At 53.1% G+C, this 14,366-nt stretch carries 11 protein-coding genes; 6 read left to right on the top strand and 5 right to left on the bottom strand.

Annotated elements, in window-relative coordinates:
- Positions 1-7 precede the first annotated feature (7 nt).
- Complete coding sequence (locus tag DS878_RS06530) at positions 8-1,246, top strand: PucR family transcriptional regulator (RefSeq protein ID WP_113815154.1); 1,239 nt, start codon at positions 8-10, stop codon at positions 1,244-1,246.
- A 78-nt stretch (positions 1,247-1,324) separates the two neighbouring features.
- Here DS878_RS06530 and DS878_RS06535 read toward each other — a convergent pair whose 3' ends face one another.
- Positions 1,325-4,864 (bottom strand): indolepyruvate ferredoxin oxidoreductase family protein, encoded by a 3,540-nt coding sequence (locus DS878_RS06535; protein ID WP_113815155.1) that lies wholly within the window; start codon positions 4,862-4,864, stop codon positions 1,325-1,327.
- 160 nt (positions 4,865-5,024) lie between these two features.
- Here DS878_RS06535 and DS878_RS06540 point away from each other — a divergent pair, with 160 nt between their 5' ends.
- Positions 5,025-5,504 carry an Lrp/AsnC family transcriptional regulator gene (locus tag DS878_RS06540; RefSeq protein WP_113815156.1) on the top strand — a complete coding sequence of 160 codons (480 nt, stop codon included), beginning with the start codon at positions 5,025-5,027 and terminating at the stop codon, positions 5,502-5,504.
- Positions 5,505-5,512: 8 nt separating this feature from the next.
- Here DS878_RS06540 and DS878_RS06545 read toward each other — a convergent pair whose 3' ends face one another.
- Positions 5,513-6,682: an MFS transporter gene (locus DS878_RS06545; protein ID WP_113815157.1), complete on the bottom strand. Its 1,170-nt coding sequence runs from the start codon at positions 6,680-6,682 to the stop codon at positions 5,513-5,515.
- Positions 6,683-6,950: 268 nt separating this feature from the next.
- Between DS878_RS06545 and DS878_RS06550 the strand changes: the two genes are divergently transcribed.
- Both DS878_RS06550 and DS878_RS06555 read left to right on the top strand, forming a co-directional pair.
- Complete coding sequence (locus DS878_RS06550; RefSeq protein ID WP_113815158.1) at positions 6,951-8,321, top strand: hypothetical protein; 1,371 nt, start codon at positions 6,951-6,953, stop codon at positions 8,319-8,321.
- A 26-nt stretch (positions 8,322-8,347) separates the two neighbouring features.
- Positions 8,348-8,734, top strand: coding sequence for a hypothetical protein (locus tag DS878_RS06555; RefSeq protein ID WP_113815159.1), 387 nt, complete (start codon positions 8,348-8,350; stop codon positions 8,732-8,734).
- Positions 8,735-8,775: 41 nt separating this feature from the next.
- Here the strand turns inward: DS878_RS06555 and DS878_RS06560 are convergent, their stop codons facing one another.
- From DS878_RS06560 to DS878_RS06565, 3 genes are all read right to left on the bottom strand, one after another.
- Positions 8,776-9,327, bottom strand: coding sequence for a hemerythrin domain-containing protein (locus DS878_RS06560; RefSeq protein ID WP_113815160.1), 552 nt, complete (start codon positions 9,325-9,327; stop codon positions 8,776-8,778).
- Positions 9,328-9,455: 128 nt separating this feature from the next.
- Positions 9,456-9,599 carry a hypothetical protein gene (locus tag DS878_RS15465; RefSeq protein WP_187298764.1) on the bottom strand — a complete coding sequence of 48 codons (144 nt, stop codon included), beginning with the start codon at positions 9,597-9,599 and terminating at the stop codon, positions 9,456-9,458.
- Complete coding sequence (locus DS878_RS06565) at positions 9,596-12,727, bottom strand: DEAD/DEAH box helicase (RefSeq protein ID WP_113815161.1); 3,132 nt, start codon at positions 12,725-12,727, stop codon at positions 9,596-9,598. Before DS878_RS06565 ends, DS878_RS15465 begins: the two co-directional genes overlap by 4 nt.
- Before the next feature lie 280 nt (positions 12,728-13,007).
- Here DS878_RS06565 and DS878_RS06570 point away from each other — a divergent pair, with 280 nt between their 5' ends.
- Positions 13,008-13,931 (top strand): 5'-nucleotidase, encoded by a 924-nt coding sequence (locus DS878_RS06570; RefSeq protein WP_113815162.1) that lies wholly within the window; start codon positions 13,008-13,010, stop codon positions 13,929-13,931.
- 146 nt (positions 13,932-14,077) lie between these two features.
- Positions 14,078-14,236 (top strand): hypothetical protein, encoded by a 159-nt coding sequence (locus DS878_RS15470; protein ID WP_179397152.1) that lies wholly within the window; start codon positions 14,078-14,080, stop codon positions 14,234-14,236.
- Positions 14,237-14,366: the final 130 nt, after the last annotated feature.

The following is a 14,366-nucleotide window of genomic DNA, read 5'->3' on the forward strand; positions in this document are numbered from 1 at the left end:
TGACTTCATGGCTTTGACCATTGCTGATGTATTTGATTTACCCAAACTGGATTCCCTGGTGCTCAGGGCCGGGCTTGCAGGCGTTCACTCTGAGGTGCGCTGGCCCTATGTAGCAGAGAATGAATCAATTGCTGAATGGGTGATGGGAGGTGAGCTGGTCTTTGTTACCGGGATAAATCATGTACGTGATGAGCCTAATTTACTCAAACTGGTGGAACAGGGGCATCAACGTCATATCGCTGGCTTAGTGGTTCTGACAGGGCAGGAATACATCAAGGCTATCCCGCAAAGCGTCATTCAGCGTGCCGACCAGCTAGGTTTACCTCTCATTGAACAACCTTACCAACTGAAAATGGTGGTCGTAACACAGGCGGTTGGTGTCGCTCTTGTAGAAGCCCAAATGCGCGGGCGCTCTCGTTTGCAGGTGCTTGAACAGTTGCTTGAAGGTGACCCTGTAACAATGGATACCTTGTGTCTGAGAGCACAGCGACTGGGAATACCTATAGAGTCCCCACGTCAGATATTAGTGGCTCGCCTGGATGGTAGCGATGCTCTTATTGACCGCTACGGAAGCGCAGCCGCTGAACGACAGTTACAGTCAAGCCAGGCTCAGGTAACGAGGGCACTGGCTGCCTGGCAGGCAAGGCTGGACCCGGTATTACCGGTGTTACAACAAGGTGACCAATGGATTGTCCTGTTGCCGGAAATCCATGAAAACCCGGAGTTACGCAGAGAATACCTCGCTCAGTGGCTGGCAAAACACAATCAGACATTGTCCCCGCTACGTTTATGTCTGGGGCTGGGGAGCCCTGGCAAGGATGTTTCTGACTGGTCTCTTGGGTTGTATCAGGCACGTCAGGCATTGGTGGCCGCGCAAGCCTTTCCCGACCGGCTAGGGTTGTGCAGCTTTGATGAAATGGGGGCATTGGCACTACTGGCAGGTATTCGTGACCGAAGTATTCTGGATCGCTTCGTGATGGAAAATCTGGGGGCTGTCCTGAAAGCTGACAAAGGACCTGAACCGGTATTGATTCCAACACTGGAAGCCTGGTTTCAGGTTAACGGGAACCTGGTATTAGCCGCCGCACAGTTAGGAGTACACCGAAACACCATGACATCTCGTCTCCAACGGATAGAGGCTTTGCTGGGCTCCGGTCTTGACGACCCCAATCACCGCCTGAGCCTTGCAATGGCGCTGCAAATCTGGCGTATTTCACCAACACGACGAATTCGCTCAACAGCCTGAATATGTAACCAGCTACCTGAGTCTGGCATCATCTGCACCAGCCGCAGGTGCAGGATGCCGAAGCCATGTTTGATCACCTCAAACATGGCCTGCTTCTTTGTTATCTGCCTGGCCTGTGCGAATCAGCGTGGGGCGACCTGTATCCAGAGCTTTGATCAGCTGGATGCGCTTGTCCTGAACGGCTTCTGCGGCCTGTTCACGTACCGGGCCATAGCCCCGCACTTCGCTGGCCAGTTCCGCCAACTGAAGGAAGGTGTCGTAGTTGCTGGCATTCAGCTCTCTGACGATTCGCTCAACCAACTGCTCATAGTTTTTCAGCAGCGCCCGGTCCATCTTCCTGTCGGCGGAGTAGCTGAAGGGATCAATGGGGGTTCCACGCAACATGCGGAACTTTGCCAGCAGCCTGAACGCCCGGAACATCCAGGGGGCAAACTGACGCTTGCGCGGACGGCCCCGGGCATCCAGGCCCCGGTTCATGATGGGTGGTGCCAGATGGAAGTGGACCTTGAAGTCCCCCTCAAAGGTGTTGTTTACCTCCTTCATGAAGTCGGTTTCTGCGAACAGCCGGGCCACTTCATATTCATCCTTGAATGCCATAAACCGGTATAACTGCCGGGCCACGGCAAGGGTCAGTAATTGACTGGTATCACCCAGTGCTTCCTCAGCCTCCCGTACCCGGGATACCAGCGAGGTATAGCGGTCCGCCCAGCGCCGGTTCTGATAGTTCACCAGGTGCTTGTGGCGAACGGCAATCAATTCGTCCAGGCCTGGCTCCTCCTGTTTCACGTCTTCTACTCTGCCCTCTCCTGCGTACAGCAGACCGGTGACAACCTTTACATCGACAGCAGCGACACGGCCCCAGCCAAAGGCTTCCTTATTCCGTTCAACTGCTACGCCATTCAGTTCGATGGCTTTCATCAGAGCTGCGTGTGACAGTGGCAACAGCCCCCGCTGCCAGGCAAAGCCCAGCATCATCACATTAGAAAACACAGTGTCGCCCAGCAGTTTCTCGGCGATGCCATTGGCATCCAGCCGCGCGAAATTGTCATCACCAACCGCGTTACAGATCAGGCCCAGGCGCTTGTCTGCCTGCATGTCCGCATCCCGGAACAGCACATAATCTGCGGTGGGCAGTTCGGCTTCGTTGGCCACTACACGGGTGTGCCGGGGGCGCAGAACGCTCAGCGCTTTCTGGGAGGAAGCGACCACCAGATCACAGGCGATCACAGCATCGGCCTGACCGTTACTGATGCGAACCTGATGCAGCCTGTCCGGGGACGGCGCCATGCGAACGTAACTGAGCACTGTACCGCCCTTCTGGGCAAAACCGGTGAAATCCAGTACAGAGGTACCTTTGGACTCAAGGTGCGCGGCCATGGTAATGAGCTGACCTACAGTTACTACGCCTGTGCCGCCAACGCCACCCACCAGCACATCGTATGAGCCGGTGAGGTCTGGCAGAACTGGCTCAGGAATATCCGCAAGTTTGCCCGTAAGTACAGAACCGGTATCCATACCCCGGGATTTTCGCAACTGACCACCCTCGATGGTCACAAAACTCGGGCAAAAACCGTTAACACAGGAGAAGTCCTTGTTGCAGGAAGACTGGTCAATCCTGCGTTTGCGGCCAAGCTCTGTCTGGCGAGGTACCACAGAAAGGCAGTTCGACTGAACCGAACAGTCACCACAACCTTCACATACGTGATGATTGATGAACGCTCGTCTGGCGGGGTCCGGGTACAAATTACGTTTGCGCCTGCGACGCTTCTCGGCGGCGCAGGTCTGGTCGTAAATCAGCACAGTACAACCGGGAATATCGCGGAGCTCTCTTTGTACCTTATCCAGCTCCGTGCGGTCGTGGAAACTTACCTCATCCGGGAACAATTCCTTGTGGCCGTCGTATTTTTCCGGCTCATCACTGAGCACCACAACCCGGCGCACGCCCTCAGCTGCAACCTGCTGCGCAATCATCGGCACGGTAATCTGGCCATCCACGGGCTGGCCGCCAGTCATGGCCACGGCATCATTAAACAGGATCTTGTAAGTAATGTTGATGCCCGCAGCAACCGCCTGACGAATGGCCATGGAGCCAGAATGGAACCAGGTACCCTCCCCCAGGTTCTGGAATACATGGGGGTTGCCGGTGTAACGGCTCCTACCAATCCAGTTGACCCCTTCACCGCCCATCTGGATCAGGGATTCCGTATTACGGCCCATCCAGGACGCCATAAAGTGGCAACCGATACCCGCAAGCGCCTTGCTGCCTTCCGGCACTTTGGTGGAAGTATTGTGGGGACAACCCGAACAGAAATACGGCAAACGTCTGACACCGCCAGGGTCCTGCGCATCACTCATGCAGTTGATGGCGGACAGGTGCCGGCTGAAATCCTCGCCGAAGAAACGATCAAGGCGACCAGCCAGAAAGCCGGCAACCAGCTTCGGGCCAAGCTCACCAACATAGGGAATCAGGGGCCGGCCCAGCTCATCCTGTTTACCGGTAATCAGAACCTCGCCGGGGTGATCCGGTTCTGACATGGCCTCTTTGATCTGGCTCTCGATAATGCCCCGCTTTTCTTCGATAACCAGCACTTCTTCCTTGTTGTGCACAAAATCCAGAATGCCCCGTCGCTCAATCGGCCACACAAGGCCCACTTTGTAGATATCCAGCCCCATCGCACTGGCCCGATCTTCATCAATGCCCAGCAGGTCAAGCGCTTCGAGCAGGTCCAGGTGGCCCTTACCGGTAGTGACAATGCCGAACCGCGCCTTGGCATTATTGAACAGGCAGCGATCAATAGGGTTTGCGCGGGCAAATGCCTGTACAGCCGCCAGCTTGTGCTCAATGCGGGTTTCCAGCTGAGGGCCTGGCAGGTCTGGCCAACGATAATGGAGTCCGGTTTCCGGTGGCGTGAAATCATCCGGTGTTACAAACTCCGGCAAAGGCGGAAGCTCAACTGACGCAGCACTTTCTACGGTTTCCGACACTGCCTTGAAGCCCACCCAGCAGCCGCTGTAGCGGGACAAGGCAATACCCCAAAGCCCGAACTCCAGATATTCCGCAATATTTGCCGGATTGATTGTGGGCATGAAAAAACTCATGAATGCCACATCAGACTGATGCGGCATGGAGGACGACACACAACCGTGGTCATCACCGGCGACCACCAGCACGCCGCCGTGGGGAGAACTGCCGTAGGTGGTGCCGTGCTTCAGCGCATCCCCGGCCCTGTCGACACCCGGCCCCTTGCCATACCAGATCCCGAATACGCCATCTACCTGGCGATCATCATCGGTCTCCACCTGTTGGGTTCCCAGCATGATCGTCGCTGCAAGATCCTCATTAATTGCTGGCACAAAATCGATACGATTTTCATCAAGAAGCTTTTTGGCCTGCCACAGTGCCTGATCATAAGCACCCAGAGGTGACCCTCTGTAGCCACTCACCATACCGGCGGTATTGAACCCCTGCTTGCGGTCCAGTGCAGCCTGCATCAAAGGTATGCGAACCAATGCCTGGGTTCCGGTGAGGAATACCCGCCCTGAGTTCCGCAGGTAGCGGTCTTCCAGTTTGTAGTCATCAAGTTGAGAGCTATCGGGTTGAGAAATGCCGGTGGACATGGCGCCCTCCCTTGTATTGTCAGTTTTATAACCAGAATTCTAGAGGGAAGCGCGCAAAAGGTGCTTGCGTATTGGGCCTCGGCTGCCCCACTATTCAAAAGATCCTTTTATATTTGTAGCTATTTTCGAAGACTATTTGATAAAAAACAGGTGTTACTAAATGAAACAGGTGGAACTGGACAAACTTGATCAGCGTATTCTTGCGGTTTTGCAAAAGGATGGAAGGATCAGCAATCAGCAACTGGCAGAACAGATCGGGTTATCCCCTGCAGCCTGCTGGCGCCGAGTAAGAACCCTTGAGGATGCCGGCGTAATAACGGGTTACAGCGCGCAACTTGCCCCTGAGCGCGTCGGCCAGGGCCTGTGTGTATTGGTCAACCTGTCTCTGTTGCGGCATGGCATAGACAGCACTGCGGAAATCGAGCAGCAGGTGAGTAGCTACCCGGAGGTGCTTCAGTGTTTCGCGGTAACCGGCAATGCAGATTTTGTATTGAGGGTAATCGTGCCAGATATGAAAAGCTATGACCGTTTCCTGAACGAAAAAATATTTACGCTACAGGGCATAGCGCATGTTAACTCCAACTTTGCGCTGAGAGAGATCAAGAATACTCAGGCCATCCCTCTAGGAACTGCCGAATAACTATCCGGTTACCCCGGGGCGCCAGGTCCGGAAACCCGGTATCTGCCCTGTAGACGGAACAGTACAGCAGCAATCAGTGCTACAAACATGCCCGAAAGCCCGAACGACAGTCCGAAACCACTCAGACCAAGAATCAGGCCAAACAGCAGCGGGGCCAGAAAGTGAACGGCGCGGTTAGCCATCAGGCGCATACCCAGAGCGCCAGACCTTTGCTCCCGCCCTACACTCTCCGCCAGAACCACCATCGACAGGGGTTGAGTAAGGCCTCCCCCAAGCCCAACAAGAATGGATAAAAATGCAATCACCGGCACATTACCCGCGAACCCCAGACAACCCACGCCCACAGAGACTGCGCAAAGAGCCAGAATTGTTGCCCGCTCGCGCCCGCCCGCAGCGCTAATAATTCGCGGAATGAAAGGGCGTATCACCGTAGAAACACCGGATCTCAGGCTTACCAGCACACCAATCATCACCGCGCTCATTTCCAGGCTATCGAGATAAACAGGCAGATAGCTGCCGTATACGCCCAGAGCAAACATACCCGCCACTGTAATGGCGATAGACACCTGAACACCCGTATTCCGGCGCATCAGAGAAGCCTGTGCACGGAAACCGGTCTGTTTGCCAGAAACACGCATGCCCAGGGTTGCATCTCCGGTCAACACCAGGCCTGATAGCCCGCCGAGCAAAGCAATACCCGCCATAACGAGAAACAGATTACCAACACCCCCAGCCCAATGAATCCAGCCTCCAGCTAACAGCGGCCCGATCACCTGCCCACCGGACAGCCAGGTTGAATACCAGCCAAAGTAGCTTTCCAGCCTGGGGCCGGTAGCCAACGAAGAAATAATCGTCTGTGCCGACAACACCATCTGAAGGTGCGCAAGTCCGATTAACAGCTGCCCGCCAATAAGCCCATAGTAGCCAGGTAGCACCTGCATCAGCAGGAGGCCTGCCGTCATCAGAATCGAGCCCGACAGCAAGGTGAAGCGGCCACCATAACGTGCCACCACTCCGCCAAGGGGAATCGCCAGCAAAAAAGGCAGCAGGTACTGCGAACTCAGAACAACACCCAGCATCAGGGGCGAAGCTCCAAGTTCAAGGCCGTAAACAGGGACGACTACCAGCAGCATCGAGTACACAACGAAACAGAATGTAAGTGCGACACAGACAGCCATGAAGTTTCGGCCAGCCTCATCCGCCGGCCATCTAAGGAGGTTTTGCAAGGTAGATTTTCTAATAGGTCACCGGGTTAATACGATAGATCCGTAAACCCGCAGTCTATTACTTTTGCATCAACATTTCAGACGATCATCACTTCGCCTGGTAGCACTGCTACCCGGATTCGTTAACAAAACCCAATTCAACTACACGCGGGAATAGGCTATATGTATGCTCCCGGGCACTCCGGTCTGAATATCAGGTTATCGTCATCAAAGGCTCTAAATGAACAGTAAAACCACGATACGAATTGCCACGCTGTCCCCGGTACGCTCTCCGATCAGTGCCAACAGCGAGCAGCGCGCAGCCACAGCTCTGGACAGCACACTTAGTGGTGCCAGTGAAAGCAACATACCCTTGCTCCCCGCTACGGATGCTCTGTGCAGTTTCGAGTGGCCCTGGACCAATGGTTACGGGACCCTGGCCCACGATAGCTTGCCCAAGTTTTTTCAGCCTTTCGATTGTTACGACATCAACACTTCGGATTTGCCTGATCAGTCGGAAAACCTCGGGCGGATAACGAAAGACTGGTCCGGAGAAATCGAGGCCTGCCAGCTGTTTCTATACGATGACACAATAGCGCTGCTCCGATTGGACGTATTGATTCGTGTAGACGACCCCACTCTGGACGATCTGATAGCGTCAGGCAGTCTCGACAGAACCCTGTCTGACGGCACCGGCGACATCTACCGAACGCTGATCTACCCGTCCTTTCAGGTGTACTGCAAAGAATTCCCTCGCAGGTTCGGGAAAAACAAATCAACACCCGAACAGGAGCTGCGGGATCCCAACCAGCTGACGGTGTTCAAGGACGTCCGGTTCGACAGTAATACCGCACCGGACAACCACGTACTCTGGACCGGTCGCTGCATTGTGATCAGCCCCGATGAACTGAGCCACCCAATCGGTGAAAAACTACGGCACTGGGTGTCTTATTCCGGCTCAATCGAAGATCTCAGTCATCAACGACACTACGTTGGCTCAGGGAATATTCTGGTTGTAGATGAAGAGCCTGAAGCCAACCGCCAGGACTGGTTTCGTGGCCTTTCCATATGCCAGTACTACAATGCAATCCTGTTCATCTATGGCTCTATACTGAAATCCAGCTACTCACAACTGACGGACATGCTTGGCGCTCGCCGGACCCGGAACAGTGAACTGAATCGCCTGATGGGCGACATCACCCTGAGCCTCGACCATCTGGAATTTACCAGACTGGAATTCAATGAAGCCCGAGTGGGGGTTCAGGGTGACCGAACCGACATAGTTGAAGATACCTGCGCGGCCTGGAAGCTGGACAAGCTGATTACGGGCACGCTGGAGCGAACGGACTTGATCCGGTCGCGAATTGCCCGGCTTCTGGATGCCCGAAAATCCCGCGTAGATAAAACCGTAGAACTGATCCTTGCCGGGATTGGTGGTGTTGCACTCGTAGAGCTTTTCATTTCCCTGACAACCACCGCTCGAAGCCTTCCTATAGATGACTTCCCTGGCATTCTGGATATATTTTTGTGGTTACCGCCAAATGGAGCAATTGCTTTATCGTCATTACTTCTATTGATGATCTTCATCTATATTTACCTGGCCAAACGATGACGCTGCTACAGATAGGTAACCAATAGATGACTGACAACACCCGCACACGTTTTATGGTTCTGTTCTCGGCAAGCCCCGAAAACATGGACACTGTCGGTGACTTTATCGCGCGCCGGCTTTCACGCCGATTCGGTGGCGCAACGCTGCTGCATTCCGCTGAAAGCACAGCACTCACAGGGTATTGGGCCGAAGACGGCGACCAGTTCAAAGCACTGTATGAAGGCCAGGTACACAAAGAGCCGGTCATCAGTCTGACTCTCTCAGTGTTGCCAGAAGATGAAGATGAAGCCTACTCACTGATTAAGGAAACACTCTCTACCGCAGCAAAGAAGTTCCGGATGAATATCCGGCACGTTCATGTCGAAACTGTGATCACCACTGCGCGCCACTTTGACGTCGGGGCAATGAGTTAGAGACATTACCCCTTCGTGCCTGGCGCGCGGTAAACAGCCGCTCAGGCAAAAGGCGACGGTGCTTCCTTGAACTCAGCATAAAGCTCAGGATAATCCTCACGAAGCCTCGACAGGTTGGACTGCGCACTATCCGGCAGCATTTTCAACAACTCCTGCTGCTCTGCATCGGTCAGGTATAAACGAAGGAACGGGAACAGCTTCTCACGCTCTGCCTTCAGGTACGCTTGGTGAGCATCCAGATAGGCTTTGAAATCGTCAATAAAACGTTCCATAGGCACCAGAGCATCCATCAGGATCATATCGAGCGTCTCGGAAAGCAGTTTCAAGCGCTTATGCAAGGCCTGATAATCTTCGGTCATTCGACGGCTCAACGCCTCACCATCTGGTTTCCCGGACAGCAAATTCTCACTGTACAGACGCTCCAGAGGCTTCAAGAAGCCATCCATATAATCAAGAATATAATCCACGATCTCGCGTATCTGACGAAAGTCCGGGCGCTCGCCCTCCTCCAACGCCGTGTGCCTGAGCGAGAGCACGTACAGCAACCGAGCCATATTGCCGTGATCGCGGCGCAGTTTGTTCAGTGTAGACATGTCAAAACCTCCTGAGCTAATGGGCTGAGTCTTGCCTATCCCTGGCCCCATATTGAATCGTTCGTTATTGGAATACCAGAGTGTACCGATACACTGCCGTTTCCCACCAGACATCCAGGCGTTTAAGCTTATCTGCCCGCGCCCACATCCAGTGCAAGTCCGCCTGTTTTGTCCAACCAGGGGAGCCAATCGCTGTGAACCTGTTCGAACGTCAGGGATTGGTATTGGTTGAAGAACTGTTTGGCGTTTTTGTTGTAGGAAGCGTGAGTCATGCTACCGCCAGCTTTGCCGCCTGTTGCCACATGAAATTTGGCATCGGTGTACGCAGTTTCCATGTAATACTCATAGGTTGCGATCCGGTGTGAGATACGTAATCAAGCTCCCCGTAATTTACAAAGCCCATCGTGCGACCATATTCATCTTTCGCCTGCTCCCTTACAAACAGAAAGAGCCGTTTTTTGATGTTGCTGTGTTGAATATAGTCCTTCCCTCGCCCCCGGTCAGGCCGCGCGCTGTTTTGTGACTGCCAATGAAACAACTTCTCGTTTATGGCGTAATCGTGATACATGGTGGTCGGGGAAAATTGTTTTTCGCTTTTATCCAAGGTAACAAAAAGAAGCTCGATATTCTGGTCTTGAATAACGAAAATGCCCTCTCTGGACGACGGCTGTTTCTCAAATGTCGTTGCACCAAACCCAACCAGAATTTGCTCCCGGGAATAACGCGCGTGTAATCGCAGAGGCACTTTCTGCAGTTCAGGCATGACAGGCTGCTTATGCTTAGTTTGCGCCAGTTTCCAATCGAGTACGTCAATCAGTTCCTGGTCTAGCCCCAACTTGCCGAGTTCGACGAGACTCACTTCCAATGACTCAAACTCAAGCTCCGGCCCAGCTTTTTGCCAGAAATCGTAATGGCACATGAGCGCTCGCCGATTGTCCACGCCGTCCCAGCTGAAACCAGCCTGGCACAATGTTTTTAGGAACAGCAGGTACTGATGATCGTCACAAATCAAAATCCGGTTGTAGATCCCTTTCTTCGCCAGTTTGAACAGAGAGCCATCAGCAACTTCCTCATCTTTGGCTTGGCAGACCAGCTCGGACCAACTGCCGCGCTTATACAGCTCGTTCAGATCAATGTGAGGATGATGCGTTATGAAATTTTTCAGGGTTAGTGGCTGGGTTGAATGCTGGGGAAACTGGCGTATCAGAGACACCAAGCGTTTCATGGTTAAAGTGGCTTGGCGTATGTTGCTCAGCACCATCTCTTGCGTTTTCTTGGTCAGCTCAATCCGACAACCTAATGGCGCATGAGGGAAACCTTGTTTCAGTTCCTCAGTAATCGAACGATCAGACTTGCCCACCAGCGCCCTGAACTTATTTGCAAAGTCATACTCTGGCCGAGAGTTACCCACGAAGTCCAAGACCGTGCAGCACTCTTTGCCCTCAGAAAGGCGAAGACCACGGCCAAGCTGCTGCAAGAAAATGGTCAAACTCTCTGTTGGGCGCAGAAACAACAGAGTGTCTACTTCCGGAATGTCGACACCTTCGTTGAAGATATCGACCACACACAACACGTTAATCTGTCCTGAACGAATGGCTTGCTGCTTTTGCTGCCGTTCATCGCTGTTGTCACTGGTCAATACATCGGCCTTAATGCCGTGCAGCAGGAACTGCTGAAGCATAAAGTTTGCATGGTCGCGGCTCACGCAGAAGGCCAGGGCTTTCATACCGCCTATATCGGTGACGATTTCCCGCAAGCTACGCAGTATTTTATTCACGCGACTGTGATTATGAGTGTACAGGTTGGTGAGCTGTGCCACATCGTAACGACCACGACTCCAGGGAATCTTGCGAAGATCGGTGTCGTCATCAACGCCAAAGTACTGAAAAGGGCACAGATACCGACGATTGATTGCCTCGGGTAATCGTAGCTCTGCCGCAATAACGCCACCAAAATCGCCAAGAATATCTCCGCCGTCATGCCGCTCTGGTGTCGCCGTCAGTCCTAGCAGTATTGAAGGCGTGAAGTGTTCCAATACCGCTCGATAACTGGATGCAGCGATGTGGTGCACCTCGTCAATCACGATGTAGTCGTAGTAATCCTCAGTCAGTTTCAGCTGATCCAACTGGTTGTTCATGGTTTGAATGGAGACGAACAACTGGCGATAATGATCGGGCAACTGCCCGCCCACCCAGAGTTCTCCAAAGGCGCTGTTTCTCAATACGCCACGGTATGCTTCACGGGCCTGCCGCAGAATTTCTTCCCGGTGGGCAACAAACAGAAAAGACGCATTCGGGTTTTCTCTCACAAACCGCTGAAAATCAAAGGCCGAAATCAGCGTCTTTCCGGTACCGGTAGCAGCCACCACAAGGTTCCGAAAACGCAGGTGTACCTCTCTCTCAACGGATAGCTGCTCTAAAATATCCTTCTGATGGGGAAACGGCGTGATTTCAAAAAAATGGGAGACGCTGGACTCACCCAATCCTTTTTGCTGTTTCAGCGCGCGCTTGAGCTTTTCGGCGCTCTCAGCCTGACCATCAAACCGCTCAAACTCGTCCGACGCCCAGTAAGTTTCGAAAGTGCTAAGTGATTTGTTGATGATGTGCGGAATTTCCTGAGAGGTGATCTTCAGGTTCCACTCAAGGCCATTGGTCAGCGCCGATCGGGACAGGTTTGATGAACCGATGTAGCCGGTATGAAAACCTGTACTCCGGAGAAACAAGTAGCTTTTGGCGTGTAGCCTTTCACGCTCGGTGTTGTAGCTCAGCTTCACTTCGGCATTTGGCAGGCTAGCCAAATACTCAACGGCCTTGGCATCCGTTGCCCCCATATAGGAGGTGGTGATAATTTTCAGCCCGCGGCCACTGGCGGCAAACGCCTCCAGCTCTTTCCGGAAAATACGAATCCCGGCCCACTTGATAAATGACACCAGCCAGTAAATCTTGTCTGCCGACAGAATCTCACGCTTAAGCTCGGACTCCAGCGATAAGCCGGCATTGCTACCCGAGAACAGTTCGCTCTGAGTGAGACCGGTGAGCGGGAAAATATCTTCGACGTATTGCTTCAGGTTTGCAGCAACCGGGTTTTCCAATTCGTATAGGGCGGTCAGGATCTTTCCCTGGCTATCAAGGAGGTTTTCTTCCAGAAATCCGTTGTCCTGAATCTGCCCTTTCAGCCACATCAGCAACTGGTTGGAAAGCTCGATTTGTTCCTGCAGCCTATCATCGCCTGACGGTACCGATTCAATGGCAAACTCAAGGGCATTGGACAGGAATCGTGACAGCCACACAGAGGCTTCCGCGCTGTTTAGCTGCCGCTCCCCGACGTAGAACTTATCCCGATCCAAACGGCTTTGAATGAGCTTTGTAATTAGCTGCTCGTAGATTCCGGTTTGCTGCATCAATTACATTCCATGTTGATGAGGCCAATAGCGCAGTTCTGTGATATCCGGTCGTCGTCATTGCTTGTTTGCTCATGAGCTATGGCAAGAACCGTAGCACTCAACGTACCGGTTTCTAGGGAATTCCGAAACGGTACCTCAAAGATACATCCGTTTCGACATTATCAATCATAAGCCCTCTATCATTTGATAAGATCAAAACACATCGAAGCTGCAGTTCTATAGTTCAGGCTCAAAAACTTCGAGTACCAATACCCGCTTAAACAGGAACACCCTGCCGATGCCCTATCCAATCGAAGACAAGCTCGTTATCGCGGTTGCATCCAGCGCTCTGTTTGACCTGTCTGGATCTGACCGCGTATTCCGGGAGCAGGGTGAAAGGGCCTACCGGAAGTATCAGGAAACTCACCTGCACGAACCCTTGCATAAAGGTGTCGCTTTCCCGTTCGTAAAACGCTTCCTGAGTGTGAACCAGAAGTTCCCTGAGCAATGCCCGGTGGAAGTGGTCCTGCTGTCTCGGAACTCGGTAATAACCGGCAAGCGGGTTTTCCACTCTATTCACCACCATGGCCTGGATATTACCCGCGCGGCCTTTCTGGAAGGCAAATCACCCTATGCCTACATTCCAGCATTCAATGCATCGCTATTCCTCTCGGCAAATGCCTCTGATGTATCCCAGGCCATCGACTACGGCCACCCGGCGGGTACGGTTCTGCCAAGCAAGGTAGTGGATGACGAAGGTGATCCTGAGTTGCGCATTGCTTTCGACTTTGATGGGGTGATTGCGGATGATGCCTCTGAGCGAGTGTACAAAGCCGGCTCGCTGGAGGAGTTTCAGGAGCATGAGACTTCCCGTGCGCAAATTCCCCACAGCCCCGGACCACTTGCAGATTTGTTCCGCAAGCTTTCACACCTGCAAAAACTGGAAGACGAGGCCGTAACACAAAACCCCGATTATCGACGGGTATTACGCATCGCCATTGTAACCGCCCGCAATGCCCCATCCCATGAGCGTGTAATCACAACACTGGAGCATTGGGGTGTGGATGCCAATGAGGTTTTCTTTTTGGGCGGAATGAAAAAAGACCGGATTCTGAACGTGCTTAAACCCCATATGTTTTTCGACGATCAACGATCGCACCTGGAGTCAGAAGCCGGAGATATTCCCATGGTGCATATTCCGTTCGGGGTGGCGAATTCGTGATTCCAGTTGCCCGGACACTATAAGAAGACCGAACTGGATCTGAAAATCCTTTGTAACAAATCCACCACTGCCTGTGTCTACATGGTACCGGCAGCAGCAAACCTATAACTGCGGCCAATCACCAAAACTGCAAAAGGAATATATCCATGAACAAGTTCACCCTGATTCTGGCCGTTGTTGTACTGGCGTTCTCCACAACCACAGCATTTGCCATGGACGGACAGGCAGACCGTACAAACGAAGCAGGGAGTTACCCGGCAAAAACTGCTGACACCCCAGCGGATGTAAGGGGCTCTGCGCAGTAATCCGGCCCGCAACTGCAACACCAATACATGCCCCGCTGGCATCACCACCCGGAATCCTGCAGGCTACCAGCAGCCGGGGGGGTGACCGGCAAGGGCAACGTTCCTGATCTCGAATTCTGGCCATGGCGAA

Origin of the sequence: Marinobacter sp. F3R11 (genome assembly GCF_003318275.1) — a bacterium.
Classification (GTDB): Bacteria; Pseudomonadota; Gammaproteobacteria; order Pseudomonadales; family Oleiphilaceae; genus Marinobacter.

Bases quoted from the DNA above. Each gene is read 5' to 3' on its own strand.
- DS878_RS06530 (WP_113815154.1), top strand. From the start codon at position 8: ATGGCTTTGACCATTGCTGATGTATTTGATTTACCCAAACTGGATTCC.
- DS878_RS06535 (WP_113815155.1), bottom strand. From the start codon at position 4,864: ATGTCCACCGGCATTTCTCAACCCGATAGCTCTCAACTTGATGACTAC.
- DS878_RS06540 (WP_113815156.1), top strand. From the start codon at position 5,025: ATGAAACAGGTGGAACTGGACAAACTTGATCAGCGTATTCTTGCGGTT.
- DS878_RS06545 (WP_113815157.1), bottom strand. From the start codon at position 6,682: ATGGCTGTCTGTGTCGCACTTACATTCTGTTTCGTTGTGTACTCGATG.
- DS878_RS06550 (WP_113815158.1), top strand. From the start codon at position 6,951: ATGAACAGTAAAACCACGATACGAATTGCCACGCTGTCCCCGGTACGC.
- DS878_RS06555 (WP_113815159.1), top strand. From the start codon at position 8,348: ATGACTGACAACACCCGCACACGTTTTATGGTTCTGTTCTCGGCAAGC.
- DS878_RS06560 (WP_113815160.1), bottom strand. From the start codon at position 9,327: ATGTCTACACTGAACAAACTGCGCCGCGATCACGGCAATATGGCTCGG.
- DS878_RS15465 (WP_187298764.1), bottom strand. From the start codon at position 9,599: ATGACTCACGCTTCCTACAACAAAAACGCCAAACAGTTCTTCAACCAA.
- DS878_RS06565 (WP_113815161.1), bottom strand. From the start codon at position 12,727: ATGCAGCAAACCGGAATCTACGAGCAGCTAATTACAAAGCTCATTCAA.
- DS878_RS06570 (WP_113815162.1), top strand. From the start codon at position 13,008: ATGCCCTATCCAATCGAAGACAAGCTCGTTATCGCGGTTGCATCCAGC.
- DS878_RS15470 (WP_179397152.1), top strand. From the start codon at position 14,078: ATGAACAAGTTCACCCTGATTCTGGCCGTTGTTGTACTGGCGTTCTCC.